Origin of the sequence: Pseudomonas sp. P4795 (assembly GCF_048822895.1) — a bacterium.
Classification (GTDB): Bacteria; Pseudomonadota; Gammaproteobacteria; order Pseudomonadales; family Pseudomonadaceae; genus Aquipseudomonas.
This window is the reverse complement of the sequence record NZ_JBMFBT010000005.1, coordinates 506,965-532,135: the sequence shown is the minus strand read 5'-3', so window position 1 is coordinate 532,135 and position 25,171 is coordinate 506,965. Positions and strand designations below refer to the sequence as shown.

The window sequence follows — 25,171 nt, the reverse complement described above, 5'->3', positions numbered from 1 at the left end:
TCTGTGAACGCCACATATCCCTGTGGGAGCTGGCTTGCCAGCGATGCTTTCAGCGGCGGAATGCCGATCCAGCGTGTTGCTCGGGCAAATGCGCTTCCCCGTGAAACAGCTTCTCGCGCAGGCTGCCGCTGTCATACGCGGTCTTGTACGACCCACGGCGTTGCAGCTCGGGGATCACCAGTTCGATGAAATCCACGTAGCTTTCCGGGGTGACGATGCGGGTCAGGTTGAAGCCGTCGAGGCCGGTTTCGGCGATCCACGATTCCAGTTCATCGGCGACTTGCTGCGGCGAGCCGACCACAGTGATGTAGCGGCCACCGAGAGCGTGTTGTTCGAGTAACTTGCGCCGGGTCCAGTCGTTGTTTTGCAGATTCTTGGTCGCCGACTGAATGGCGTTGCTCTTCACGTACTGGATCGGTTCGTCGATTGCGTATTCGGAGAAATCGATGCCCGTAGACGCCGAGAAATGCGCCACACCGGCTTCGGCACTGGCGTAGCTCAGGTATTCGGCATGCTTGGCCCAGGCGGCTTCCTCGGTCGCGCCGACGATCACATTCAGGCCCATGAACACCTTGATGTCCTCAGGGTTGCGCCCGGCCTCGACGGCGCTGGCGCGCACCTTGTCCACTTGCACCTTGGTGGATGGCTTGTTCTGGCCGCTGATGAACACGCACTCGGCGTGTCGTCCGGCGAACAGCAAACCGCGATCGGAACTGCCGGCCTGAAACAGTACCGGCGTGCGTTGTGGCGACGGTTCGCACAGGTGATAACCCTCGACCTGATAGAACTCGCCCTGGTGTTCGACCTTGTGCACTTTCTCCGGTTGGGCGTAGATACGCTGCTGCGGATCGTTGAGCACCGCGCCGTTTTCCCAGCTGCCTTCCCAGAGTTTGTAGAGCACTTCGAGGTACTCGTCGGCCTGGTCGTAACGACGGTCATGTTCGACTTGCTCGCGCAGGCCCATGGCTTTGGCGGCGCTGTCCAGGTAGCCGGTGACGATGTTCCAGCCGACGCGGCCACGGCTCAGATGATCAAGAGTCGACATGCGCCGGGCGAACAGATACGGCGGTTCGTAAGTGAGATTGGCGGTCAGGCCGAAGCCGAGATTTTTGGTCACGGCGGCCATCGCCGAGACCAGCAACAGCGGGTCGTTGACCGGCAACTGGATCGACTCTTTCAGCGGCACATCCACCGAGTTCTGATAGACGTCGTACACGCCGACGATGTCGGCAATGAACAAACCGTCGAACAGCCCGCGCTCCAGCAGTTGCGCGAGCTCGGTCCAGTATTCGATGGTTTTGTACTGGGTCGAGTTATCCCGTGGATGCGTCCACAACCCGTGATTGATGTGGCCGATGCAGTTCATGTTGAACGCATTCAGCAGGATCTTTTTCTTCGCCTTGCTCATCAGATAGTCCCCCGCAGTGGCGGGTTTTCATCGTTGAGGTAGTAATTGCCGACCGCGTGATATTTCCAGCGCACCGGGTCGTGCAGGGTGTGCACCCGTGCGTTGCGCCAGTGGCGATCGAGGCCGTGCTCGATCAGGGTTGCCTGGCTGCCGGCGAGTTCGAACAGCGTGCTGCCGGCGGCCAGCGAGATTTCGGTGCTGATTGCGCGCGCTTCGGCGACCGCGATGGAAGCTGCTGCGACAGTCTCGGCATTGGTCTCTGCCTGCGCCGCATCGAGGAATTCCCCAGCACGTTCGAGCAAGGCTTCGGTGGCGTGCAAACGAATGCTCAAGTGGCCGAAGCTTTTCAGGGTTAACGGGTCTTCGGTGGCTTTGTCGTTACCCGAATCGATCCACGGCCGCGTCTTGCTGCGCACGAAGTGCAGCGCGTCCTCATAGGCGGCGCGGGCGATGCCGGTGTCGATCGCCGCGTGAAGAATCTGCGCCAGCGGGCCGACGGTGGTCGGACGCTCGAAAGCGCTCTGGAACGGGATCACGTCTTCGGCGGCAACGTACACGTCTTCGAACGCCACCGAGCCGCTGCCGGTGGTGCGCTGGCCGAAGCCGCTCCAGTCGTCGATCACGGTCAGGCCTTTGCTGTCACGCGGCACGAATGCCAATTGCTGCACGCCATTTTCATCGACCACCGAAGTCGGAATGCGCTGCGCATAAATCGCGCCGGTCGCGTAGAACTTGCGGCCGTTGATGCGATAACCATCGCCGTCGCGAGTCAGGCTGGTGACGCGGTCGTGGGCGGTTTTGGTGCCCAGTTCCGCCAGTGCATTGCCGAAGCGCTGGCCGGCGAGAACTTCGGCGTACAGGCGTTGTTTTTGCTCGTGGCTGCCGTTCACCCGCAGCACTTCGAGGGCGTAGAAATGGTTCTGCGGAATCTGCCCGAGCGAGCCGTCGGCCCGAGCGATCAGGGCGATGACTTTGGCCAGCGTGACGTTGGATACGCCAGCGCCGCCGTACTCCTTGGGCACGCTGATGCCCCACAGGCCGGAGCGTGAGAACACATCGAGTTCCGGCAGCGGCAAGCGGCGCTCGCGGTCGCGCAGGTTGCTGTCGCGCTGGAAATCTTCGGCCAGGTCGCTGGCGACGATCAGGGCTTGTACGTCGCTGGTGATGATCGCGACGGGATGGGAAAAGGTCATAGGGTTCTCCAGAGATCTGGTCAAAAGTTCTGGTCGTCAGATCCAGGAGTGACGGGCCGGCAATTTGCCGTTGAGGCGATAGGCGCCGACCGCGTGGTACTTCCAGCGCACCGGGTCGTGCAGGGTGTGCACGCGGGCGTTGCGCCAGTGCCGGTCGAGGTTGAATTCGGCGAGGGTCGCGCGGCTGCCGGCCAGCTCGAAAAGTTTTTCACTGGCCAGCAGCGAGATTTCGGTGGTGAGCACTTTGGCTTCGGCCACGGCAATCGAGGCGCGGGCGGCAGAATCGGCAGTGAGTGGTACGGCTTGGACCTGATCAAGCACTTGCCCGGCCTTGCGCAACAGCGCTTCGGCGGCGTGCAGTTCGATTTTCAGTTTGCCGATGTCGGCGATCACGTAGAGGTCATCGCTGGCGCGCTCGACCTTGGCGTCGATCCACGGCCGCGCGCGGGTTTTGACGAATTCGATGGCGTCGTCGATGGCGCCACGGGCGATCCCGGCGTCAATCGCCGCTTGAATCAGCTGCGAAACGGCGCCTTGGGTGTTGGGTTTTTCGTTGATCTTCCAGTTATCCACAACCAGGCCGGCATCGACTCGCACGTTGTTCAGCAGGATCGTCCCGCTGGCGGTGGTGCGCTGACCGAAGCCCGACCAGTCATCCACGATGCGCAGGCCCGGCGTACCGCGACGGACGAAGGCCAGCACTTGCTTGCCGTCATCGTTCAGCGCCTTGACCGCAACCCAGTGGGCAAAGAGCGCGCCGGTGGAATAGAACTTCTGGCCGTTGATCACGTAATCATCGCCGTCGGCAGTGATCCGCGCTTTCAATTCCAGTGTGTCTTTGGTGCCGCGTTCGGGACCTGCATTACCGACGCGCCAGCCTTCCAGAACACTCTGGAACAGCTGTTTTTTCTGCGCTTCGGTGGCGCAGCCGAGTACCAGATTGAGAATGCCGAACTGGTTTTGCGGAATCTGCCCAAGCGCGGGATCGGCCGCGGAAATGATCGCGAAAACCTCGGCCAGCGTAACGTACGAAACCTGCGGGCCGCCGTACTCGCGCGGGATGGCAATGCTGCCCAGACCGCTGCGGGTGAACTGCTCGATTTCTGACCACGGCAACTTGCGCTGACGGTCGCGTTTGGCCGCCTGCACGCGGGCGACTTGCGCCAGGTCATGGGCGGCCTTGATGGCTTGGGCGTCGTTGCGCAGCACTTGCGCGGGCAACAACAGTGGGGCGATGTCCAGATCAGACTGGACGTTTGCGTCTGCCAGACTGGACATCAGTGCCGCTCCTTGGCTGCACGCAATGCCCTGGCGATCTGCACTGGGGTGATTGTGTTCCGGACCATACCTACCTCACATCTCATGAAAAACGCCGCGATGTGCGACGAAAGAAAGAATGTCCGGTGGTCCGGTGCATATACCCTAATCGCGTATAAATATTAAATAAACTAACTTTTAGGAATATGTATAGAAGGGTGAGTGTTCTGGTTGGTTAACAACTTTTGCAGACATGCAGCAATTCCCTGTGGTGGAGCACAGGGAATTGGATTTAGTCCAGGCGGGACTCAGCGGCTTTGGGGATTTGTTTGAGCGGGACTTTGAGATAGGGATTCACACATCCGATTTTCAGCGTGCGCGGTGGTGCCCAGCGCGAGTTGTTACCGACCCGGTCGAGGATGCAATAGGTCACGTCCAGCCGCAGATCTTCGCCGCCTTCGACAATGATTGCCGGCGGCACCCAGACCTGGATCGGCCGGCCGATATCGTCGGCCGTGATCCGCGCCAGGTCCATGCGCACGTCGCCCCAGCGCAGCGTGATTGCATCGTCTTCAGCCATGTTCAGATACGGCTCGATGGTCAGCGGCACGCCGCGTTTGATCTGGTTCGGATTTACGCCCTGACGGCGAATGGTCTCGGGCAGAGTTACCGGCGCCAGTTGCTGGTTTTCGTCACCGCACAGCGGCGAAGGCTGGCCGCCGGGGCAGTCGAGCTTGACCTCGATCCGGGTGGTCGCCGACAACGCCGGGCCTTGGCCGACCTGCATGACCCGGTAATGAATGGTCGAAAAACCGCTGGCAATAAAACTCTCTGGCACCCGCATGCTGATTGGCGCACCGAGCTCTTCGTCGACCAACACCCGCGAAGCCACGTAGCAGCCGTCCCAGAACAGTTCGATCAGATCTCCTGCGTCCATTCCAGGGTACGGCGCCACGTCGATCAGCAAATGAGCGGCAGCGGCCAGGTTGATGCCGGTTTTTTGCGCCAGCGTCAGGCTGGGCGCTGCCAGCAGCGCGGTGTGCGAAGTGCGAGTCATGCTTTCTCTCCTTGAAGCATTGCAAAGAAGTCCGTTTCTGAAAGAACAAAAGTCGTGTATTACCGGGCAATAAAATAATCAACAGTTGTTGAACTTTGACAGTGCTTGTTTGCAATACGGGGTGCCGGTGGGTGACTAGATAAAAGTTCGCCTTGAGAAGTGTCAATAGAGACGCTTACTTAATCCTTGAATTACAAGTTAATCAGAAAGCTCCTACGCTGAATAAGCACTGTGCCTAGCCTGTTTTGCGAAGACGGCCACGTATATCGGCGGTTTCAGGTGGTCGCGGCGAATGTCTCTGCCCACCTTTGCCTTAGGGTATTGACAGATTTTAGGCGTGACAGATCTGTTGCAGGACATATATATGTACCGCATGGATCGCTAATTTAGATTGATGTTTAAAAGGAAGGTAAGGCGGGGCGGATGTAACTTCCATCCTTGGAAGTTTGATGCTTAAGTTGTCAGGCGTGACTTCTGAATTTGCTGAGAAACTGTCGCGTGCGTTCTTCTTTCGGATTGGCAAACAACTCTTTCGCGTCACCTTGCTCGACGATTACACCCTTGTCGAAAAACACCACACGGTTGGCCACATCACGAGCGAAAGCCATCTCGTGAGTGACGATGACCATGGTGCGGTTTTCTTCCGCCAGGCCACGGATGGTCGCCAGTACTTCGCCGACCAGTTCCGGATCGAGCGCCGAGGTCGGTTCATCGAACAGGATCACTTCCGGCTCCATCGCCAGCGCCCGGGCAATCGCCACGCGCTGTTGCTGACCACCGGAAAGCCGTCGGGGATAGGCGTCTTCCTTGCCCGCCAGCCCAACCTTGGCCATCAGCTTCTTGCCCAGGGCAATGGCTGTGTCGCGGGGCATCTTCTTGACCACAATCGGGCCTTCGATGACGTTTTCCAGCGCGGTGCGATGGGGGAACAGGTTGAAGTTCTGGAACACGAAACCCACGTGCTGGCGCAGGTTGCGCACCAGGCTTTGCTGCTGGTTCAACGGGCGGCTGGTATCGATCTCGATCTTGCCGACCTTGATCCGGCCGCTGCTCGGTTCTTCGAGGAAATTCAGGCAGCGCAGGAACGTGGTCTTGCCCGAACCGCTGGGGCCGATGATCGCCACGACCTCGCCTTCTTTCACTTCAAGATCGATGCCGTTGAGCACGACTTGACCCTTGAACTGCTTTGTCAGTTTTTCCACGACAATCATGGGGTCAGGACTCCTGGTCGTGCCGATTGACCCGCTCTTCCAACTTGTTCTGGAAGTGCGAAAGCACTGTAGCCAGAACCCAGTAGATCAGCGCGGCGGCAAGATACATGGTGAAGACTTCGAAAGTCCGTGCGGTAATCAGCTGTGCCTGGCGGAACAGTTCCGGCACCTGAATGGTGGCGGCCAGCGCAGTGTCCTTGACCAGTGAAATGAAGCTGTTGCCCAGCGGCGGCAACGCCGTGCGCATGGCTTGCGGCAGGATGGCCCGGCGCAAAGTCTGCGCGCGGGTCATGCCGATACTCGCAGCGGCTTCCCACTGACCGCGCTCGATCGAGCTGATCGCGGAACGCAGGATTTCACAAGCGTAAGCGGCCATGTTCAACGAGAAACCGATCAGGGCTGCCGGCAGCGGGTCGAGTTCCAGACCCATTTGCGGCAAGCCGTAATAGATCACGAACAGTTGCACCAGCAACGGCGTGCCGCGAAAGAACGACACGTAGATGCGTGCCAGCCAACTGACCGATTTGAAGCGCGACAGGCGCATCAACGCCAGGCCAAAGCCCAGCAGCAAGCCGAAGAACATGCCGCCGAGACTGAGGATCACCGTGTAATACGCGCCCTTCAGCAGGAAGGGCGCGGAGTCCAGTGCGAGTTGGAAAGCTTCTTCCATTATTGAGTGACGTCAGCGCTGAAGTATTTTTCCGAAAGCTTTTTCAGCGTACCGTCGGCACGCAGCTCATCGAGCGCTTTGTTCAGGGCCGCCAGCAGTTCCGGCTCACCTTTACGCAGGGCAATCCCGGATTCCTGACGCGAAAACGCTTGGCCGGCGGCTACGGTTTTCGGGGCTTTTTTGGCGTACTCAAGTGCGGCCAGACGGTCGATCAGAATCGCGTCGGTACGGCCGTTGTTCAGGTCGGCGAACTTGGTCGGATCATCGTCATAGGTACGCACGTCAGCACCCGGCACGTTGGCGCGGACCCACTGTTCGTAGTTGGTGCCCAGACCCACGCCGACTTTCTTGCCGGCCAGGTCAGCGGCGGTCTTGATGTTCAGCGCAGCTTCCTTGTCCTTCAGCACCAGTGCCTGAATCCCGGAAACGGTGTACGGCGCGGAGAAGTCATACTTCTTCTTGCGCTCCTCGGAGATGGTCACCTGATTGACCACCAGGTCCAGACGCTTGGATTCCAGAGCAGCGAGGATGCCGTCCCACTTGGTTGGCTGAATCTTGGCTTTCACACCGAGCTTCTTCGCCAGCGCTTCGGCGAGTTCAACTTCGAACCCCGACAGTTTGCCGTCGGCATCGACGAAGCTGAACGGTGGATAAGTGCCTTCCAGACCGACGTTGATCACGCCTTTGTCCTGGATGGTTTTCAGTTGCTCACCGGCAACCGCTTGCCCGAGCAGACCGGCGCCCAGCGCCAGGCCCAGCGAACCTACCAGCAGATTTCGACGTAGTGCGGAAAAATTCATGACAAGCCCCTGTGTTTTCTTATGGAAGACGCTTAAGGAAAGTTGGCAAATCCGGGAGTTCAACGACAGCGCTATCCTGCCTTAAAGCAGCTTATGCGTCTCCCGCGAAATTCGCCTGCGGCGAGACTATAAGATCGTTTGTTTAGAATTGAAAATAATGAATTTTCCATTTGTTATGCTTTTTAGCGCTATGCGAGTGCTGTGCTTACAAGTAGTCCTTGTACGCGAACAACGCCGGGGCGCCGCCGGTGTGCAGGAAGATGATCGGGCCTTCATCGAAGCGTCCGCGACCAATTCCGTCGAGCAATCCGGCCATGGCCTTGCCGGTGTACACCGGATCAAGCAGCACGCCTTCCTGACTCGCCAGCAACTTCACCGCTGCCAGGGTTCCGGCATTCGGCTCCCCGTAGCGCGGCCCGAAATAGTCGTCCCACAACTCGACCTTGAAACTCTCCGGCAGTTCGATGCCCAGTAGCTCGGCAGTGCGTTCGGCGAGCCCCTGGACTTTCGGACGCTGATCTTCTTCGTTGCGCGAAACCGTCACGCCAATCACCGGCAGTTGCGGCAGCGCTTCGCTCAAGGCCAGTGCCAGACCACTGTGAGTACCGGCGCTGCCCGAGGCCAGCACCACGGCAGAAAACTGCAGACCGGTGTCCTTGATCTGCTCGGCCAGTTCCAGACCAGCACGCACATATCCCAGAGCGCCGAGCGCATTCGAACCGCCAATCGGCACCAGATACGGCTTCTTGCCACTGTTGCGCAAGCGTGCGGCGAGGGCGGCCAGTTGCTCGTCGGCGTTGTCGAGGTTTTCCACCAGCTCGACCTTGGTGTCGAACAGATCCAGCAGCAGGCGGTTGCCGTTGCCGGTGTAATTGCTGTCGTCGGTGCCCAGCGGATTTTCCAGCAACGCCACACAGCTCAGACCGAGTTTCGCGGCAATCGCCGCGGTCTGGCGCACGTGGTTCGATTGCAGCGCGCCAGCGGTGATCAGCGTGTCGGCGCCTTGGGCGAGGGCGTCGGCAGCGAGGTATTCGAGTTTGCGCAGCTTGTTGCCGCCCATGGCCAGCGGCGTCAGGTCATCGCGTTTCAGGTACACGTCGCGACCGAGCCAGGTGGACAGGCGTTCGAGTTTTTCCAGGGCAGTCGGTTGGCCGAGCAGGTCGAGACGAGTGAAGCGTTGCAGCTGTTGTTTGATCATGAGCCCGTACTGGCAAAGAGAGATGTCGGGACTATAGGCACGCCGATTTGCCGGATCAACCGCCAATCGCTTATAGCCAAATCTACTGAGTCCAGCACTATCGGTTCTTAATTCGCGCCTGTAGCCCTGTCGTAAAGTAGTCGCCGTTGACGCGGCCAGACAGTCCGGCCGCCCGTGAGGAGTCTTTACCGTGAGCGAGCGTTCCAGTCATTGGCAATTGCAGACCATCGTCAGCCAACTGCGTACCGCGCGCGATCAGTGGCGCGCAGAGAATGGCCGCGCTTCGGGCGAGCAGGGCGGACGCGAGTTGCCGTCCCGTGCGGCGATGGCGGAGATTCTTGAAGCGCTGTGTGGCGCACTGTTTCCAATGCGTTTGGGGCCGGTGGATTTGCGTGAGGAAAGCGAAGATTTCTACGTCGGCCACACCCTTGATGTGGCGTTGAATGCGCTGCTGACACAGGCGCGGCTGGAGCTGCGCTACGTTGCCCGGCACAGTGCGCAGGTCGATACCGAAGTCGAGGCGCAGGCAATCCGCATCATTCAGGATTTCGCCCTGGCGTTACCGCAACTGCGCAGTCTGCTCGACAGCGATGTGCTGGCGGCCTATCACGGCGATCCGGCGGCGCGCAGCGTGGATGAAGTGCTGCTGTGCTATCCGGGGATTCTGGCGGTGATCCACCATCGGCTGGCGCATCATTTGTACCGCGCGGGGCTGCCGCTGCTGGCGCGCATCAGTTCGGAAATCGCGCATTCGGCGACCGGCATCGACATTCATCCGGGGGCACAGATCGCCGGTAGTTTTTTCATCGACCACGGGACGGGTGTGGTGATCGGCGAGACCGCGATCATCGGCGAGCGCGTGCGGATTTATCAGGCGGTGACGTTAGGCGCCAAGCGCTTTCCAGCGGATGAAGACGGGCAGTTGCAGAAGGGCCATCCGCGGCATCCGATTGTCGAGGATGATGTGGTGATCTACGCCGGGGCGACGATTCTGGGGCGCATCACGATTGGCAAGGGCTCGACGATTGGCGGCAATGTCTGGCTGACCCGGAGCGTGCCGGCCGGGTGCAATCTGACCCAGGCGAATTTGCAGCATGATGACGGGACGCAGAAGTAAGGCAGCCAAAAGCTACCCTCACCCCAGCCCTCCCGAAACGTCGGACCGCCCGGAGGGAGAGGGGGCCGACCGAGGTGTCTGGCGTCATACATCGACCTGAAAAATCCAGTTGATTATGGATTCAGCAAAGCACTATCAGGTCGATGGTGCTCTGAAGCATCTCCCAATCAGTCCCCTCTCCCTCCGGGCGGTCCGACGTTTCGGGAGGGTTAGGGTGAGGGTGCTTCTGCTTTTAATTTTCCCAGTGAACGATTCCCTCCAATCCCGCGTCATACCCAACCTTGAGCTAGCGTACAAACAGTACCGCCCAGCCCTGCGATTAGTCCTTAGCGTACTATCCATGTTTAACTTGAACGTTCATTCAAGTTAAACCGGTAGCTCGCTGCCCGCTCACAACAGGAGGCTTGCCTTTGCTGAGTCCGATTATTTCAGCCACGTTTCAACCCCTCGAGGTGCACGGTTCATGAGTGCATCGTCTACTCCCGCCAGCGGTCTGGTGCGGATGAATCCGCCGGTTTTCTACTTCGCTGCGACGGTGATTCTGCTGTTTGGCCTGGTGGTCATCGCCATCCCGGAGCAGGCCGGTGCCTGGCTGCTGGAAGCGCAAAACTGGGCGGCCAATACGGTCGGCTGGTACTACATGCTCGCGATGACGTTGTATCTGGTCTTCGTGGTGGTCACCGCGTTATCAGGCTACGGCAAGATAAAACTCGGTGCCGACCACGACGAGCCCGAGTTCAGTTACCTGTCCTGGGCCGGCATGCTGTTCGCCGCCGGGATCAGCATCACGCTGTTCTTCTTCTGCGTCTCCGAGCCGCTGACGCATATGCTCCAGCCTCCTCAAGGCGAGGCGGGCACTGCGGATGCCGCGCGCCAGGCGATGCAGATTCTGTTTCTGCATTGGGGCCTGCATGGCTGGGGCGTGTTCGCTTTCGTCGGCATGGCGCTGGCGTACTTTGCGTACCGGCATAATCTGCCGCTGGCCCTGCGTTCGGCGTTGTATCCACTGATCGGCAAGCGCATCAACGGCCCGATCGGTTACGCGGTGGATGGCTTCGGCATTATCGCCACGGTGTTTGGCCTCGGTGCGGACATGGGCTTTGGTGTGTTGCACCTCAACTCCGGTCTCGACTACCTGTTCGGCATCGCCCATACGCAATGGATTCAGGTCGGCCTGATCACGCTGATGATGGGCGCAGCGATTCTGGTGGCTGTGGCCGGCGTCGATAAAGGCGTGCGGGTGATGTCCGACATCAACATGCTGCTGGCCTGCGCGCTGCTGCTGTTCGTGCTGTTTGCAGGCCCGACTCAGCACCTGCTCAACACCCTGATCCAGAACGTCGGCGACTACCTCGGCGCGTTGCCGATGAAGAGTTTCGACCTCTACGCCTACGACAAACCGAGCGACTGGCTCGGTGGTTGGACGGTGTTCTACTGGGCCTGGTGGATTGCCTGGTCGCCGTTCGTAGGACTGTTCATCGCGCGGATTTCCCGTGGCCGTACCATCCGCGAATTCGTCTTCGGCGTGCTGTTGATTCCGCTGGGTTTCACCCTGGCGTGGATGTCGATTTTCGGCAACAGCGCCATCGATCAGGTGCTCAATCACGGCATGTCGGCGATGGGTATGTCGGCGATTGAAAACCCGTCGATGACCCTGTATCTGCTGCTGGAAACCTACCCGTGGAGTAAAACCGTCATCGCGGTGACGGTGTTCATCAGCTTCGTGTTCTTCGTCACGTCCGCCGACTCCGGCACCGTGGTGCTCTCGACCTTGTCGGCCAAGGGCGGCAATCCGGATGAAGACGGGCCGAAATGGCTGCGGGTGTTCTGGGGCGCGATGACTGCGCTGATCACCAGTGCGTTGCTGTTCTCCGGCAGTATCGATGCGCTGAAATCAGCGGTGGTGCTGACCTCGCTGCCGTTCTCGCTGATTCTGCTGTTGATGATGTGGGGACTGCATAAAGCGTTCTATCTGGAATCGCAGAAGCAGATCGCGCAGCTGCATTCGCTGGCACCGGTTTCCGGTTCGCGGCGTGGCACCGGCGGTTGGCGTCAGCGTCTGAGCCAGGCAGTGCACTTCCCGTCGCGCGACGAGGTGTACCGCTTCATGGAATCAACGGTGCGCCCGGCGATTGAAGAAGTGACGGCGGTGTTCGTCGAGAAAGGCCTGAACGTGGTCACTCAGCCGGATCCGGCGCATGACAACGTCAGCCTGGAAATCGGTCACGGCGAACAGCACCCGTTCATCTATCAAGTGCAGATGCGTGGCTACTTCACGCCATCCTTCGCGCGGGGCGGCATGGGTTCCAAACAACTCAACAACCGCCGCTACTACCGTGCCGAAGTGCATTTGAGCGAGGGCAGTCAGGACTACGATCTGGTCGGCTACACCAAGGAACAGATCATCAACGACATCCTCGACCAGTACGAACGACACATGCAGTTCCTGCATCTGGTGCGTTGATGGCAGGCTGAGCGTCGGGTCCGATCAGGACTCGGCGCTCAGCACCATGTACACCACCATCGCCGCTACTGGCACGCCGAAAACCATACTGCCGATCACCAGTTCCGCCCCCATCGGCTGGCCGGCATGCACGACGCCCACTGCACCATTAATCACCGTCAACGCGAGCCACAGCGCGGCGAAGCTGTAGGCCATCGTCTGGCGACTGAAGCCGATGCGCTCGCCGATGTAGAGCATCAGGGTCAGCAGAATCAGGCCGAAGAAGATGATGATGGTGGTGTGCATGGCGACGTCCTCGCGACCGCAACTTTCAGAGTTCTCGACCTAAAGTGTGGTCGAGTGAGTAGCGTCCTGCTCCGCGAAACAGGATGTACAGCGACAGAAACGCCATCAGCACCGGGTATTCGATGCCACGGTCGATCCAGGGCCACGTAGGTCCGAGAATACTGGCGATCGTCAGCATCTGGATACCCATCATCGCCGCCAGCAGGCGCGTGCCCAGTCCCAGAGCCAGCAGCAATCCGCCGACACCTTCCAGCAGCGCCACCAGCAGGCCAATCAGGCCCGGCATCGGCAGGTGCAGGACGTTCTGGATCAGGTTGATCGACGCGGCCATCGGATCGGCCATCGAACCGTGCGACTGACCCAGCAGTTTGGGCAAGCCGTGGGTCACCATGATCACACCGTACGTGGCGCGTAACAGGGCGTAGGAAATGGGTTCACCGAGGCGATAGAACGGCGCAAGGGCGAGAATAAGCAAGGTCGGGTTCTGGCGCATGGGGAGCTCCGAGGCACGGGTCATCAATGATCGTTCCCACGCAGAGCATGGGAACGATCGGTGGCAGAGCAGGCATTAGCGCAGTGTCGGTTTCAGCAGGTCTTCCAGATCGATGCGGCGGAACATCTCGGCGCGTACCCGATCGGCCATGGCGTTGACGATTTCCGCGCCGTCCTGCGACGGGTCGATATGGTGGCGGAACGGGCGAGTGCCGAAGGGCATGCCGACGATCTCGACGATAGCCTCGGCCACCTCGCCCACATCTGCGTCTGCCGGTTCCAGCGCGGCCAGACCTTTGAGTGCCTGATCCGGTACCCCGGCGTACGGGCCTTCGTTGTATTCGGCGGCACGGGCCTGATCGGCGGGCGAGCCGGAGTGCACGAAATGGTTGGTGCCCTTGGTGAAGGCACCCGGCACGATAATCGAGGTTTCCACGCCCCAGCGTGCCAACTCACTGGCGTAGGACACCGCCAGTGAATCCATGGCTGCCTTCGCCGCAAAGTACGGCGCCAGATACGGCGGAGTACCGCCGCGAGCGCTGCTGGAGGACACCCACATCACCAGGCCTTGGCCTTGCTTGCGCAGGTGCGGCAGTGCTGCGCGGTTGACCCGCTGGGTGCTCAGCACGTTGATGTCGTAGAGCTGGGCAAACTGCTCCGGAGTAAAGGCCTCGGCGGGCCCGAACGACATGTGTCCGGCGTTGTGGATGATCACGTCCAGCTGACCGCAATCCTCGATAATTTTTGCGACACCGGCCTCGACCGATTCGGTGGACGCAACGTCCAGTTCGACGCTGCGCAAGTCGACCTGATGCTGGTCGGCGTAGCGCTGCACTTCAGTCACCTGTGGTGCGTTGCGGCCCAGGGTTTCACGCATGCTGGCGTAGACGGTGTGGCCAGCGTCGGCGAGCGAGCGGGCGGTCAGTGCACCAAAACCGCTGGAGGCACCGGTAATCAGAATGACGGATTTCATGGCGTTGATCTCTGCACAGTGAGGGTGGTTTCAGGCGCGACGAGGAAGGCGTTGTTGCGCGACGTGGGACAACCAGCCGGCGAAGGAACCGAGGGTGCCGGCGCCGCCCAGTTCAACGAAGCTTTCCAGGGAGGGTTCCAGGTGCGAGGCGAAGTAGGCGATCAGGCCGAGAAAGTAAGCGACGAGGTTGTTCATCGTCCGGGTGGCACGCAGCGACACTACGACCATTGCCACGACAAGCACCACGACCGGCAGGGCAAACAGGCCCAACGTGGGCGTCAGGGCGCCGATGCTCAGCGCCGCACCCATGCCGAAGGCGATGCCCATCAGCACACAGCCGAGGTTCACCAGGCCGTCGCGTAAGGTCAGGCCACGGCTAAAGAACGCGACCCAACCGATAAACATCGCCCACACTGGCAGGGTCAGCAACAGGCTGGAACCGGCCGCCAGTGCGGCAGTGGCGGCAGCCACCGCAGTGAACAGCGTAAACATCAGTTTCGATTGCCCGGTGTGGGCGGTATTGGCTGGATGACTCATGATTTTCTTCTCCTTGACTCGGGTGAGGACGCTCAGACGAGGCCGCCGTTGACGCGCAGGACTTGCCCGTTGACCCAAGCCGAATCCGGGCCGACCAGGAAGGACACGACGCGGGAAATGTCTTCTGGCTGAGCCAGGCGTTCCAGCGGAGGCATCTTGGCGAAGGTCTGAATCTGCTCTTCACTCTTGCCGTGCAGAAACAACTCAGTAGCGACCGGGCCCGGTGCCACGGCATTGACGGTGATGTTGCGTCCGCGCATTTCCTTGGCGAATACCTGGGTCAGCGACTCCACCGCTGCTTTGCTGGCGATGTACACCGCGTAACCCGGCAGGTTCATGCCGACGGTGCTGCTGGAGAAGTTGATGATCCGCCCGCCACTGTTCAAGCGTGTCGCTGCTTCGCGCAGGGTATTGAAAGTGCCGCGAGCGTGGATGTTGAAGTTCTGCTCGAACAGTTCGTCCGTGTGTTGCGCCAAGGGCAATACCTTGAGGATGCCGGCGTTGTTCACCAGTACATCGATCTTGCCCAGTTGTGCCTCGGTCTCATCGAACATGCGCTGCACGTCGTCGGCATTGGCGACATCGGCCTTGACCGCCATGGCCTGATGCCCGGCCTGGCGCAACTCCACCACCAGTTTCGAGGCTTCACTGGCGCTGCTGGCATAGTTGATGGCGACGGCGAAACCTTCGCTGGCCAGTTGCTTGGCAATCACGGCGCCGATGCCGCGAGAAGCACCGGTTACGAGGGCGACTTTCGAAGTTTGCTGAGTCATGGCGATGATCCTTGTGCAGGTGTTGATTGGGTGTGGAGACAATTTCACATGTTTACTCACGCCGATAAATGCACGAGAGTTGCCTTGACTGTTCAAAAATCGCCAACAATCAAAAGCCGGGGGAAAGCGCCGTGGATCAAGTCAAAGCAATGAAGGTGTTCGTGCGGATCTACGAGCGCAGCAGCTTCACCCTGGCGGCCGATGACCTGAACCTGCCACGGGCGACACTGACTCACACCCTCAATCAATTCGAAGCCTGGCTCGGCACTCGCTTGCTTGAGCGCAGTACGCGCAAAGTGCGGCCGACACTGGACGGCGAGGCTTACTACCAACGCTGTGTGCAATTGCTCGCGGAACTGGAGGATGCCGAATTGGCGTTTCGCGGTGTGGCGCCAAAAGGACGGCTGCGGGTGGATCTGCACGGGACGCTGGCCAAGCATTTTGTGATCCCGGCGCTGCCGCAATTCATGGAGCGTTATCCCGACATCGAATTGTCGATCAGCGAGGCCGACCGCTTCGTCGATCTGATCGCCGAAGGCGTCGATTGCGTGCTGCGCGCCGGGACGCTTGGCGATTCCAGCCTGATCGGCAAGCGAGTCGCCAACCTGCGCCAGATCACCTGCGCCAGCCCGGCGTACCTGCGTCAATACGGTGAGCCGAAGAACCTCTCTGAATTGATAAACCATCGCGCGGTGAACTACGTCTCGCGCACCACGGCCAAGTTGTTTCCCTTCGAATTCGTGGTCGACGGCGAACTGCAGGAAGTCGCCATCGATGGTGCTCTGTCGGTGTTCGGCGCCGAAATCTACGCCGCCTCGGCCATTGCCGGGCTAGGCCTGATCCAGTGCCCGCACTACCGCATGCAAACCCAGATCGAACAGGGCCTGGTCCGCGAAGTGCTCACTGAAACGCCACCGCCGCCAATGCCGGTCTCGGTGTTGTATCCGCACAACCGACACATGTCGCCACGGGTTCGGGTGTTTGTGGATTGGTTGGGGGAAGTGTTTGCTGACGCGGGCTAGCAGAGGAAGGATTCAGCCACATGAAATTCCCGGTCGTTCTGCACAAGGATGCCGACTCGGACTACGGAGTGATTGTCCCGGATGTACCGGGGTGCTTCTCCGCAGGCGTTACGGTTTTTTGGCGGCAGCTCCTACAGTTCTGTGGGGCTGGTGCTTTCACGTTCGATGATTCGGCACTCCAGCAAATTCAAGCGCTGCACTTCATCAGTCGGCAGTACCCCGAGACTCTCCAGCACCCGCGTCGCCGCGAGCACACCAATCTCCAGCGCTGGCGGTTTGATTGTGCTCAAACTTGGCAGCAGCATCTCGGCAAACGGGTAATCACCGAAGCCCAACACGGCGCAGTCTTCGGGGATTTTCAGGCCTGCACGTTGGCCGGCGAGCAAGCCGCCGGCGGCGAGGTTGTCGTTGGCGAAGATGATTGCGTCGGGGCGCGGTGAGGCGCTCATCAACGCTTGCATCGCCTGCTTGCCGGCCTCGAACGGCGCACGGTCGGCATCCGGTGCAAACACCCACGGCTGCAGCCCCAACTCGCGCACAGTGGCGGCGTACCCATCGCGGCGCTCCAATGCGCTGAAGTCGCCGGGTGCGCTGTTTTGCACAAAAGCGATCTGCCGGTAGCCCTTGTCGTGCAGATAGCAGGCGGCGCTGACGCCCACTGCAAAGTGCGAAAAACCGATCTGCATCGGCTCGCGATCAGGCTGGTAATCCCAGGTTTCGATCACCGGAATATCCGCCTCGGCGATCATCTTTTCCGTGCCCACGCTGTGAAAGTGACTGGTCAACACCAGCGCTGCCGGCGACCAGCCGAGGAACGCGCGCACTGCGTTTTCTTCCTGCTCGGTGCTGAAGTAACTCGACGCCAACAACAGCTGATAACCGTGGCGACTGAGAGTGTCGCTGAAGCCTTGAATGGTGTTGGCGAAGATCGGCCCGGAGATGTTCGGGATAACCATGCCAACGATTTTGCCGCGCGCTGAAGCCAATCCACCGGCCACCAGATTCGGCACGTAGCCCAATGCTTCCACCACAGCCGCAATCCGCTCGCGGCGCTCAGGCGAAACCTGCTCCGGTTGATTGAAGTAACGCGACACGGTGATCGCCGAAACACCCGCTTGCCGAGCCACCGCATTCAGGGTCACGCGCCCGGCGCCACGGCGTTTGCGCGGCTTTTCTTCGCTCAAGGTTCGATCCTTCTTAGAAACCAAATCGCATATAAGCGTAATTTTTCAGTATTGGACGCTCTATGCCCGAGTTGCCAATACTGGCGATGTTAGCGCTAACAAAGCGCGTTGTCTGCTACTCGCTCGAGCGAATGCCCAAGACACCGAAACAGGCGCTGTCGTCGCAGAACGGCAGTGGTTCAAGGCAACTTTCGAGCGGGCAGAGCATGCACAACATTCCTGGGGCGACACACAAACTGGCGCAATCGATTCGCGCTGCGGGCTGGCTACTCACCGGGTTGGCTGCGCTGCCGCTGCCCGCTGCATTCGCCGCCGACAGCACTGAACAAGAGCCGACACTCAAATCCGTGACGGTCACCGCTACCCGCCGCGGAGAGTCGCTGCAAAAGGTCCCGGTGGCGGTCTCGGTGATCGATGGCGAACAGCTGGAACGCGACAATCGCAACGGCGTGGCGAGCATCGTCCAGCAAGTGCCGTCGCTGAATTTCCGCACCGGTGCATCGAATAAAGACACCTCGTTGTTCGTGCGCGGCGTGGGCACGATTTCCACTTCTCCAGGCGTTGAGCCGACCGTGGCCACGGTGATCGACGGCGTGGTGTATGCGCGTCCTGGTCAGTCGACTCTGGATCTGCTCGATCTGGAACGCGTCGAAGTGCTGCGTGGTCCGCAAGGCACGCTGTTCGGCAAGAACGCCTCGGCCGGCGTGCTGAATATCACCAGCAAGGCACCGACCAACCAGACCCACGGCTACATCGATCAGTCGTACTACAGCGGCAACGAAAGCCGTACGCGTTTCGGCATTGGCGGCAGCCTGATTCCGGACACGCTCAAAGGCTCGATCAGCACTTTGTTCGGCAGCTACGACGGCAATGTCGACAACCAGCACAACGGTCAGGAGGTCAACGGCTACAACCATCGCGGCGTGCGCGGCAAACTCGAATTCACCCCGAATGATGACGTCACCTTTACGCTGATCGCCGACTACATGCAGTCCCACGACGACGCGCCCAACGGCGTGGTCAGCAAGTCGTTGACCCCGGCGTTCAGCAACGCGTTGCGCCCGGTGAATGCCACCAGCCACAACCGCGACATCAACACCGACACCCGCAGCCACGTCGAGGACACCAACAAAGGTTTGTCCGGGCAACTCGACTGGCAACTCGGCGATTACACCCTGACGTCGATCACCGCGTGGCGTGGCTGGGACAACACCCAGTATCAGGACGGCGACCGTCTCGGCACGGTGACCGCAGCATTCCCCGGCACGGCGGACAAGGGCGATCTGGCCTTCGATCAATACTCGCAAGAGCTGCGCCTCGCTTCGCCAAAAGGTGAATTCCTCGAATACGTCGGTGGCCTGTTCTACATGCACGGCAAGGACGACGAGACCTATCAGCGCACACTCACCACAACCACCCGCACCGAGCGAGGCGTGGCCGATTACAGCACCACCAGCGACAGTTACGCGGTGTTCGGTGAGAGCACGCTGAATTTCACTTCGGACTTTCGTGGCATCGCCGGCCTGCGCTACACCCACGATGATCTGGAATACGATCACCGCCGCGTCTCGACCTCGGCGACCACCGTCAGCGGCATTCAACCAGCGACCAGCAGCTCCGGTTCGGTGGACGAGGACGGCTGGTCCGGGCGACTCGGTGTGCAATACGACTTGAGCGATGCGGTCACCACCTATCTGACCTACTCGCGCGGCTACAAAGGCCCGGCCTACAACGTGTTCTTCAACATGCAGCCGCGCGACACCGAGGCGCTGAAACCGGAAACCTCCAACACTTGGGAAGCAGGGATCAAAGCCACCTCGTGGAACAATCGTCTGACCACCAATCTGGCGATTTTCCACAGCGATTACGATAACTATCAGGCGAACTTCTTCGACACCGTCGCCGGGCAAGTCGTGACGCGGCTGATCAACGCCGGCAGCGTCAGTACCGAAGGCGTCGAACTCGACTACGCCTTGCAGGCCACCCAGCAACTGAAACTCTCCGGCGCACTGGCTTACACCCGCGCGCGCATCGACGAGTTCGCCTGCCCGGCGGGCGCGGCGGCGTCGTGCAACGTCAACGGCAAACCGTTGCCGTTCAGCCCGGACTGGAAAAGCTACGTGCGCGCCGATTACACGATCCCGCTGGACAATGGCCTGGATATCGAACTCGGCACCGACTACAGCTGGCAGAGCGAAGTGCAGTACGACATCAGCCAGAACGCCGACACCAAGCAGGGCGCTTACGGCCTCTGGAACGCCAGCATCGGATTGGCCGATTACACCAATGGCTGGCGCGTGGCTTTGCTCGGCAAAAACCTCGCGGACAAGTCTTATTCACCGCTACTGGCCAGCGGCGGCAATTACATTTACCGCGCCGTGCCGCGGGACGATGAGCGCTACTTCGGCGTGCAACTGCGCAAGGATTTCTGAGATGAGTCGACAGCTGAAGCTTGGCGCGTTTCTCATGGCCACCGGGCACCATGTGGCGGCGTGGCGGCATGCGGATATACCGGCAAATGCCGGACTGGATTTCGCTCAATACAAACGTCTGGCGCAGATTGCTGAAGCGGCGAAGTTCGATGCGTTGTTCGTCGCCGACAGCGTGGCCGCGCCGACTCAGGACATCGCCAGCCGCATGGCGCGCTCGGATCACTTCGAGCCACTGACTTTGCTCTCGGCATTCAGCGCCGTTACCGAGCACATCGGCCTGATCGCCACGGCGACCACCAGTTACAACGAGCCGTACCACGTGGCGCGCAAATTCGCGTCACTGGATCATTTGTCGGGCGGACGCGCGGGGTGGAATCTGGTGACTTCGGACAACGCCGCCGAAGCGCAGAATTTCGGCCGCGATGAACACATCGGCCACGCCGAACGCTACAGCCGGGCGCGCGAGTTTCATCAAGTCGTGACCGGGTTGTGGGACAGCTGGGAGGACGATGCCTTCATTCGCGACAAGGCCAGCGGTGCTTACTACGATCCGGCGAAGTTGCATGTGCTGAATCACGTCGGCGAACACTTTCGAGTCAAGGGCCCGCTGAACGTCGCGCGTTCGCCGCAGGGGCAACCGGTGATTGTGCAGGCGGGGTCTTCGGAAACCGGTCGCGAACTGGCTGCGCAAACGGCTGAAGTGGTGTTCACCGCACAGACTTCGCTGGCCAGCGCCCAAGCGTTTTACGCCGACCTCAAAAGTCGCTTGGCCAAGTTTGGCCGCAGCGCCGATTCACTGAAAATCATGCCCGGTGTGTTTGTTGTGGTCGGCGATACCGAAGAGCAAGCGCTGGAGAAATATGAAACGTTTCAGCAATTAGTCGAACCCGAGGTTGGCGTGGCATTACTTGGGCGTATGCTGGGCAACTTCGATTTGTCGAAGTACCCGCTGGACGGGCCGTTGCCGGAATTACCGCTGACCGACAGTGGCCAGCAGAGCCGGCAGAAACTGCTGACCGAACTGGCGGGCCGCGAGAATCTGACGCTGGCCGAACTCGGTCGCAGGATTGCCGGTGGTCGCGGGCATTACAGCCTGATCGGCACGCCGGCGCAGATTGCCGACCGCTTGCAGGAATGGTTCGAGCAAGGCGCGGCGGATGGCTTCAACGTGCTGGTGCCGCATCTGCCCGGCGGTCTCGAAGACTTCGCCAACGGCGTGGTGCCGGAACTGCAACGGCGTGGGCTGTTCAGAACCGAGTATGAAGGCCGAACCTTGCGCCAGAACCTTGGCCTCGCCCGGCCCGGCAATCGATTTGCGTAGCAATCGACACCCAATTCAAGACAGACAAGAGAGGATTCGATGACTTACACCGCTGCCGAAAACCGCTATGACTCCATCCCTTACCGCCGCGTCGGCCGCAGCGGACTGGTGCTGCCGGCGCTGTCGCTCGGCCTTTGGCACAACTTCGGCGACAGCACGCCAATCGACACCCAGCGCTCGCTGCTGCGCACCGCGTTCGACCTTGGCATCAATCACTTCGACCTGGCCAACAACTACGGCCCGCCGTACGGCAGCGCCGAGGTCAACTTCGGTCGTCTGCTGCGCGAAGACTTCAAGCAGTACCGCGATGAATTGATCATATCGAGCAAGGCCGGTTGGGACATGTGGCCCGGCCCGTATGGTCAGGGCGGCGGTTCGCGCAAATACGTGCTGGCCAGCCTCGACCAGAGCCTGCAACGCCTCGGTCTGGACTACGTGGACATCTTCTATTCGCACCGCTTCGACCCGGACACCCCGCTGGAAGAAACCGCCAGCGCGCTCGCCACTGCGGTGCAACAGGGCAAGGCGTTGTACATCGGTATCTCGTCGTATTCCGGGGTGAAAACCCGTGAGATTGCTGCACTGCTCAAAGAGTGGAAAGTGCCGTTGCTGATCCACCAACCGGCGTACAACCTGCTCAATCGCTGGGTGGAAAAGGATCTGCTGGATACCACCGATGAACTCGGCACTGGCGTGATTGCTTTCACACCTTTGGCGCAAGGGCTGCTGACCGACAAATATCTGAACGGCGTGCCGGCGGATGCGCGGGTCAATCGTCCGGGCGGTGGTTCGCTGCAGGCGTCGCACTTGTCCGAGGCGAATATTGCTCACGTGCGCGCGTTGAACGAGATCGCCAAACGTCGTGGTCAGAGTCTGGCGCAACTGGCGCTGGCGTGGACGCTGCGCGATCCGCGAGTGACTTCGGCGCTGATCGGTGCGAGCCGGCCGGAACAGATTATCGAGAACGTCGGGGCGTTGAAGAATTTGAGTTTTAGCGCTGAGGAATTGGCGGAGATTGACCGGTTTGCGCAGGAGGGTGGGATTAATCTTTGGGAGCGGCCTTCAACGGCTGAGTAACTGTTCGGTGCCGGATTCTTCGGCGCCTCTTCCGGCCCCATCGCTGGCAAGCCAGCTCCCACAGTTACAGCGGCGTTCACAAGTTTTGTGTACGCCACCAATCCTGTGGGAGCGGGCTTGCCCGCGATGGGGCCTTAACATTCAATCAAAAGTCCGGATTCAGCGGAAGAAAGGCACATCCCCCAACACCGTAGCCCGCTGCATCACCCGCCGCGCCGGTCGATAATCATCCACCGCATAATGCTGTGTCACGCGGTTATCCCAGAACGCAATATCGTCCTGCTGCCAACGCCAGCGAATGGTGAACTCCGGCCGCGTCGCATGCGCAAACAGAAACTTCAAAATCCCGTCGCTCTCGGTCTCCGACAGCTCATCGATCTTCGACGTGAAGCCTTCGTTGACGAACAGCGAACGCCGTCCGCTCACCGGATGCGTACGAATTACCGGATGCGATAACGGTGGATTCTTGCGTCGCGCTTCTTCCCACTGCGCCAGCGCTTCGGGTGTGTTGCCGTAGCGCTCCAGCGGAAACGAACGAGTGAAATCGTGAGTCGCAGTCAGTCCTTCGAGCAAACTCTTCATTGGCGCCGACAGTGATTCATACGCCGCAATCCCGCTGGCCCACAAAGTGTCACCACCGAACTCCGGCAGCAGCTTGGCGCTGAGCACAGCACCCATGGCGGGGGTCGGCAGGAAGGTCACGTCGGTGTGCCAGATCGCGTTGTCGCGCACGTCGGTGACGGCGGTGTCGAGGATCAGCACTTCGGGTTGTTCTGGCACGTTCGGGTAAATCGGGTGAATGTGCAGGTCGCCGAAATAGGCGGCGAAGCGCGCCTGTTGCGATGGTTGAATCGGCTGGTTACGGAAGAACAGCACCTGGTACTTGAGCAACGCCTGTTCGATGGCGTCGCGTTGTTCCAGGTTCAGCGGCTGGCTGACGTCGACGCCGCTGATCTGCGCGCCGAGGGCTGAGCTTAATGGAGTGATATGCAGGCTGCTCATGGTGGTTCTCTTCAATTCCGGGGCCCCGATGTGTCGGGGTAGTCAGTGCTGAAAAATCAGTGGGCCTGGCCGTGCCAAGGCACCAGTTTGCGTTGCAGGGCGCGCAGGCCCATTTCCATGGCGAAGGCGATCAGCGCGATGACCAGAATCCCCAGCACTACCACGTCGGTGACCAGAAACTGCGCGGCCGACTGCACCATGAAGCCCAAACCGCTGGTGGCGGCGATCAGTTCAGCGGCGACCAGGGTCGACCAGCCAACTCCCAGACCAATGCGCACGCCAGTCAGAATATCCGGCAGGGCACTGGGCAAAATCACATGGCGAATCAGCTGTGCCCGCGTCGCGCCCAACGACTGCGCGGCGCGCAATTTGGCCGGGTCGACCGTGCGTACGCCGGTCGCGGTAGCGATGGCAATCGGCGCGAAAATCGCCAGGTAGATCAGCAACACTTTCGACAACTCGCCGATGCCGCACCAGATCACGATCAGCGGCAAATAGGCCAGTGGCGGAATCGGCCGATAGAACTCGATCAGCGGATCAAGCACGCCACGGGCAATGCGGTTGGCGCCGATGGCGATGCCGACCGGCACCGCTGTGACAATCGCGAAACCGAGGCCCAGACCGATGCGGCTCAAACTCGCGCCCAAGTGCTGCCACAGGGTCGAGTCCATATAGCCAGTCGTCACCAGCAGCCAGCCTTTTTGCATCACGGCGGAGGGTGGCGGCAGGAACAGCGGTTCGATCAAACCGCTGGCGGTTACGGCCCACCAGATCAGCACCAATGCCGACAATGTCAGCAGGCTGATCCAGCGCGTGCTCAGGCCGCGCCGAACCGGAATTACCACCGAAGTGCCGGCGGGTTTTACCGTGGCTGCAGAAACGTCGTAGCTGCTCATGCCCGCTCCTGCCGCTGGGCGGCGCTGCGTTGCGCGAACACTTTGCCAAGCACGTGTTCGCGGGTTTCGATGAAGCGCGGGTCGGATTTGATCGCCCGCGCCGACTCGCCAGCAGCGTAACGTTGGCCGAAATCCAGGTGCAGGCGTTCGACGATCTGCCCCGGATTCGGCGCGAGCAAAATCAGGTCAGTGGCGAGGAACACTGCTTCTTCAATGTCGTGAGTAATCAGGAACACCGGTTTGGCGGTGCGTTGCCAGACTTGCAGCAACAGTTCCTGCATCTGTTCGCGGGTGAACGCATCGAGGGCGCCGAAGGGTTCGTCCATCAACAAAACGCGCGGATCGGCGGCGAGGGCGCGGGCCAGGCCAACGCGCTGTTTCTGGCCGCCAGAGAGTTGCCAGATGCGCCGGTTTTCGAAACCGGAAAGGTCAACCAGCGCGAGCATTTCACGGGCGATTTTTTCGCGTTTGTCCTTGGCCACTCCGGCCAGTTCCAGACCGAAACCGACGTTGGCCAATACGTCCTGCCATGGCAGCAACGCGTCGTCCTGGAACACCACCCCGCGCTCGGCGCTTGGGCCTTTGACGGGCACGCCATCAAGGGTGATGCGCCCGGCACTCGGCTCGACGAAACCGGCAATCAGGTTCAACAGCGAAGTCTTGCCGCTGCCGGACGGGCCGAGGGCCACCAGCAATTGCTGAGGCCCCAGGGTCAGAGAGATATCCGCCAGCACAGGTGCAGGGCTGCCGGGATACTGTGCGCTGATACGCTCCAGCTGTAGCAAGGCCATCGCATTTAGCT

At 60.4% G+C, this 25,171-nt stretch carries 23 protein-coding genes and 1 pseudogene; 7 read left to right on the top strand and 17 right to left on the bottom strand.

Translation table 11 applies throughout. From position 1 onward, the window contains the following. Positions 1 to 49: 49 nt before the first annotated feature. The 8 genes from ACOI8A_RS17510 to ACOI8A_RS17475 all read right to left on the bottom strand — a co-directional run bounded on the left by ACOI8A_RS17510 (position 50) and on the right by ACOI8A_RS17475 (position 8,794). Positions 50 to 1,408 carry an LLM class flavin-dependent oxidoreductase gene (locus ACOI8A_RS17510; protein ID WP_420646740.1) on the bottom strand — a complete coding sequence of 453 codons (1,359 nt, stop codon included), beginning with the start codon at positions 1,406 to 1,408 and terminating at the stop codon, positions 50 to 52. After that, positions 1,408 to 2,601, bottom strand: coding sequence for an SfnB family sulfur acquisition oxidoreductase (locus ACOI8A_RS17505; protein ID WP_420646741.1), 1,194 nt, complete (start codon positions 2,599 to 2,601; stop codon positions 1,408 to 1,410). The genes ACOI8A_RS17510 and ACOI8A_RS17505 overlap by 1 nt, the downstream gene beginning before the upstream one ends. 36 nt (positions 2,602 to 2,637) lie before the next feature. Then, positions 2,638 to 3,879 (bottom strand): SfnB family sulfur acquisition oxidoreductase, encoded by a 1,242-nt coding sequence (locus ACOI8A_RS17500; RefSeq protein ID WP_420646742.1) that lies wholly within the window; start codon positions 3,877 to 3,879, stop codon positions 2,638 to 2,640. A 271-nt stretch (positions 3,880 to 4,150) separates the two neighbouring features. Beyond that, positions 4,151 to 4,915, bottom strand: a complete 765-nt coding sequence (locus ACOI8A_RS17495; protein WP_420646743.1) for a hypothetical protein — start codon at positions 4,913 to 4,915, stop codon at positions 4,151 to 4,153. Positions 4,916 to 5,376: 461 nt separating this feature from the next. Beyond that, complete coding sequence (tcyN, locus tag ACOI8A_RS17490) at positions 5,377 to 6,126, bottom strand: L-cystine ABC transporter ATP-binding protein TcyN (protein WP_420646744.1); 750 nt, start codon at positions 6,124 to 6,126, stop codon at positions 5,377 to 5,379. 4 nt (positions 6,127 to 6,130) lie between these two features. Continuing rightward, the gene (gene tcyL, locus ACOI8A_RS17485; protein ID WP_420646745.1) at positions 6,131 to 6,796 is read right to left on the bottom strand and encodes a cystine ABC transporter permease; all 666 of its coding nucleotides are present in this window, start codon (positions 6,794 to 6,796) and stop codon (positions 6,131 to 6,133) included. Beyond that, positions 6,796 to 7,596: a cystine ABC transporter substrate-binding protein gene (gene tcyJ, locus ACOI8A_RS17480; protein WP_420646746.1), complete on the bottom strand. Its 801-nt coding sequence runs from the start codon at positions 7,594 to 7,596 to the stop codon at positions 6,796 to 6,798. The genes tcyL and tcyJ overlap by 1 nt, the downstream gene beginning before the upstream one ends. A gap of 205 nt (positions 7,597 to 7,801) precedes the next feature. After that, a complete protein-coding gene (locus ACOI8A_RS17475) occupies positions 7,802 to 8,794 on the bottom strand; it encodes a D-cysteine desulfhydrase (RefSeq protein ID WP_420646747.1) in 993 nt (330 codons plus the stop codon). A 190-nt stretch (positions 8,795 to 8,984) separates the two neighbouring features. Between ACOI8A_RS17475 and epsC the strand changes: the two genes are divergently transcribed. Both epsC and betT read left to right on the top strand, forming a co-directional pair. Continuing rightward, a complete protein-coding gene (gene epsC / locus ACOI8A_RS17470) occupies positions 8,985 to 9,911 on the top strand; it encodes a serine O-acetyltransferase EpsC (RefSeq protein ID WP_420646748.1) in 927 nt (308 codons plus the stop codon). A 502-nt stretch (positions 9,912 to 10,413) separates the two neighbouring features. Further along, positions 10,414 to 12,375 (top strand): choline transporter BetT, encoded by a 1,962-nt coding sequence (betT, locus tag ACOI8A_RS17465; RefSeq protein WP_420647160.1) that lies wholly within the window; start codon positions 10,414 to 10,416, stop codon positions 12,373 to 12,375. Positions 12,376 to 12,399: 24 nt separating this feature from the next. On the opposite strand, the gene ACOI8A_RS17460 is transcribed toward betT, so the two are convergent. The 5 genes from ACOI8A_RS17460 to ACOI8A_RS17440 all read right to left on the bottom strand — a co-directional run bounded on the left by ACOI8A_RS17460 (position 12,400) and on the right by ACOI8A_RS17440 (position 15,435). After that, positions 12,400 to 12,660 carry a hypothetical protein gene (locus ACOI8A_RS17460; RefSeq protein ID WP_420646749.1) on the bottom strand — a complete coding sequence of 87 codons (261 nt, stop codon included), beginning with the start codon at positions 12,658 to 12,660 and terminating at the stop codon, positions 12,400 to 12,402. Between the two features lie 25 nt (positions 12,661 to 12,685). Then, complete coding sequence (locus ACOI8A_RS17455) at positions 12,686 to 13,153, bottom strand: DoxX family protein (RefSeq protein WP_228731944.1); 468 nt, start codon at positions 13,151 to 13,153, stop codon at positions 12,686 to 12,688. Between the two features lie 75 nt (positions 13,154 to 13,228). Beyond that, positions 13,229 to 14,125 carry an SDR family oxidoreductase gene (locus ACOI8A_RS17450; RefSeq protein WP_420646750.1) on the bottom strand — a complete coding sequence of 299 codons (897 nt, stop codon included), beginning with the start codon at positions 14,123 to 14,125 and terminating at the stop codon, positions 13,229 to 13,231. Between the two features lie 30 nt (positions 14,126 to 14,155). After that, on the bottom strand, positions 14,156 to 14,662 hold the full coding sequence (locus ACOI8A_RS17445; protein ID WP_420646751.1) for a DUF1097 domain-containing protein: 507 nt from the start codon (positions 14,660 to 14,662) through the stop codon (positions 14,156 to 14,158). Positions 14,663 to 14,694: 32 nt separating this feature from the next. Further along, complete coding sequence (locus ACOI8A_RS17440; RefSeq protein WP_420646752.1) at positions 14,695 to 15,435, bottom strand: SDR family oxidoreductase; 741 nt, start codon at positions 15,433 to 15,435, stop codon at positions 14,695 to 14,697. A 131-nt stretch (positions 15,436 to 15,566) separates the two neighbouring features. Between ACOI8A_RS17440 and ACOI8A_RS17435 the strand changes: the two genes are divergently transcribed. After that, positions 15,567 to 16,457 (top strand): LysR substrate-binding domain-containing protein, encoded by an 891-nt coding sequence (locus ACOI8A_RS17435; protein ID WP_420646753.1) that lies wholly within the window; start codon positions 15,567 to 15,569, stop codon positions 16,455 to 16,457. Positions 16,458 to 16,477: 20 nt separating this feature from the next. Next, positions 16,478 to 16,573: pseudogene (locus ACOI8A_RS17430) on the top strand (type II toxin-antitoxin system HicB family antitoxin); the annotation flags it as partial. 15 nt (positions 16,574 to 16,588) lie between these two features. Here ACOI8A_RS17430 and ACOI8A_RS17425 read toward each other — a convergent pair. Further along, complete coding sequence (locus tag ACOI8A_RS17425) at positions 16,589 to 17,641, bottom strand: LacI family DNA-binding transcriptional regulator (protein WP_420646754.1); 1,053 nt, start codon at positions 17,639 to 17,641, stop codon at positions 16,589 to 16,591. A 206-nt stretch (positions 17,642 to 17,847) separates the two neighbouring features. On the opposite strand from ACOI8A_RS17425, the gene ACOI8A_RS17420 reads away from it, so the two are divergent. From ACOI8A_RS17420 to mgrA, 3 genes are read left to right on the top strand one after another with little or no spacing between them, the layout of a single operon-like run. Continuing rightward, on the top strand, positions 17,848 to 20,073 hold the full coding sequence (locus tag ACOI8A_RS17420) for a TonB-dependent receptor (protein ID WP_420647161.1): 2,226 nt from the start codon (positions 17,848 to 17,850) through the stop codon (positions 20,071 to 20,073). 1 nt (position 20,074) lies between these two features. Continuing rightward, positions 20,075 to 21,394: an LLM class flavin-dependent oxidoreductase gene (locus ACOI8A_RS17415; protein WP_420646755.1), complete on the top strand. Its 1,320-nt coding sequence runs from the start codon at positions 20,075 to 20,077 to the stop codon at positions 21,392 to 21,394. Positions 21,395 to 21,433: 39 nt separating this feature from the next. Continuing rightward, a complete protein-coding gene (mgrA, locus tag ACOI8A_RS17410; RefSeq protein WP_420646756.1) occupies positions 21,434 to 22,471 on the top strand; it encodes an L-glyceraldehyde 3-phosphate reductase in 1,038 nt (345 codons plus the stop codon). 159 nt (positions 22,472 to 22,630) lie between these two features. Here the strand turns inward: mgrA and tauD are convergent, their stop codons facing one another. From tauD to tauB, 3 genes are read right to left on the bottom strand one after another with little or no spacing between them, the layout of a single operon-like run. Continuing rightward, positions 22,631 to 23,473, bottom strand: a complete 843-nt coding sequence (gene tauD / locus ACOI8A_RS17405; protein ID WP_420646757.1) for a taurine dioxygenase — start codon at positions 23,471 to 23,473, stop codon at positions 22,631 to 22,633. Between the two features lie 56 nt (positions 23,474 to 23,529). After that, positions 23,530 to 24,369, bottom strand: a complete 840-nt coding sequence (gene tauC / locus ACOI8A_RS17400; RefSeq protein WP_420646758.1) for a taurine ABC transporter permease TauC — start codon at positions 24,367 to 24,369, stop codon at positions 23,530 to 23,532. Beyond that, on the bottom strand, positions 24,366 to 25,160 hold the full coding sequence (gene tauB, locus ACOI8A_RS17395) for a taurine ABC transporter ATP-binding subunit (protein ID WP_420646759.1): 795 nt from the start codon (positions 25,158 to 25,160) through the stop codon (positions 24,366 to 24,368). The genes tauC and tauB overlap by 4 nt, the downstream gene beginning before the upstream one ends. Positions 25,161 to 25,171: the final 11 nt, after the last annotated feature.

What these genes read in the sequence shown, in the direction of transcription:
- ACOI8A_RS17505 (WP_420646741.1), bottom strand. Translation starts at nt 2,601, where the DNA reads ATGACCTTTTCCCATCCCGTCGCGATCATCACCAGCGACGTACAAGCC.
- tauC (WP_420646758.1), bottom strand. Translation starts at nt 24,369, where the DNA reads ATGAGCAGCTACGACGTTTCTGCAGCCACGGTAAAACCCGCCGGCACT.
- tcyN (WP_420646744.1), bottom strand. Translation starts at nt 6,126, where the DNA reads ATGATTGTCGTGGAAAAACTGACAAAGCAGTTCAAGGGTCAAGTCGTG.
- ACOI8A_RS17510 (WP_420646740.1), bottom strand. Translation starts at nt 1,408, where the DNA reads ATGAGCAAGGCGAAGAAAAAGATCCTGCTGAATGCGTTCAACATGAAC.
- tcyJ (WP_420646746.1), bottom strand. Translation starts at nt 7,596, where the DNA reads ATGAATTTTTCCGCACTACGTCGAAATCTGCTGGTAGGTTCGCTGGGC.
- ACOI8A_RS17475 (WP_420646747.1), bottom strand. Translation starts at nt 8,794, where the DNA reads ATGATCAAACAACAGCTGCAACGCTTCACTCGTCTCGACCTGCTCGGC.
- ACOI8A_RS17495 (WP_420646743.1), bottom strand. Translation starts at nt 4,915, where the DNA reads ATGACTCGCACTTCGCACACCGCGCTGCTGGCAGCGCCCAGCCTGACG.
- tcyL (WP_420646745.1), bottom strand. Translation starts at nt 6,796, where the DNA reads ATGGAAGAAGCTTTCCAACTCGCACTGGACTCCGCGCCCTTCCTGCTG.
- ACOI8A_RS17440 (WP_420646752.1), bottom strand. Translation starts at nt 15,435, where the DNA reads ATGACTCAGCAAACTTCGAAAGTCGCCCTCGTAACCGGTGCTTCTCGC.
- ACOI8A_RS17420 (WP_420647161.1), top strand. Translation starts at nt 17,848, where the DNA reads ATGCACAACATTCCTGGGGCGACACACAAACTGGCGCAATCGATTCGC.
- ACOI8A_RS17450 (WP_420646750.1), bottom strand. Translation starts at nt 14,125, where the DNA reads ATGAAATCCGTCATTCTGATTACCGGTGCCTCCAGCGGTTTTGGTGCA.
- mgrA (WP_420646756.1), top strand. Translation starts at nt 21,434, where the DNA reads ATGACTTACACCGCTGCCGAAAACCGCTATGACTCCATCCCTTACCGC.
- tauD (WP_420646757.1), bottom strand. Translation starts at nt 23,473, where the DNA reads ATGAGCAGCCTGCATATCACTCCATTAAGCTCAGCCCTCGGCGCGCAG.
- ACOI8A_RS17455 (WP_228731944.1), bottom strand. Translation starts at nt 13,153, where the DNA reads ATGCGCCAGAACCCGACCTTGCTTATTCTCGCCCTTGCGCCGTTCTAT.
- ACOI8A_RS17460 (WP_420646749.1), bottom strand. Translation starts at nt 12,660, where the DNA reads ATGCACACCACCATCATCATCTTCTTCGGCCTGATTCTGCTGACCCTG.
- ACOI8A_RS17415 (WP_420646755.1), top strand. Translation starts at nt 20,075, where the DNA reads ATGAGTCGACAGCTGAAGCTTGGCGCGTTTCTCATGGCCACCGGGCAC.
- ACOI8A_RS17445 (WP_420646751.1), bottom strand. Translation starts at nt 14,662, where the DNA reads ATGAGTCATCCAGCCAATACCGCCCACACCGGGCAATCGAAACTGATG.
- betT (WP_420647160.1), top strand. Translation starts at nt 10,414, where the DNA reads ATGAATCCGCCGGTTTTCTACTTCGCTGCGACGGTGATTCTGCTGTTT.
- tauB (WP_420646759.1), bottom strand. Translation starts at nt 25,160, where the DNA reads ATGGCCTTGCTACAGCTGGAGCGTATCAGCGCACAGTATCCCGGCAGC.
- ACOI8A_RS17500 (WP_420646742.1), bottom strand. Translation starts at nt 3,879, where the DNA reads ATGTCCAGTCTGGCAGACGCAAACGTCCAGTCTGATCTGGACATCGCC.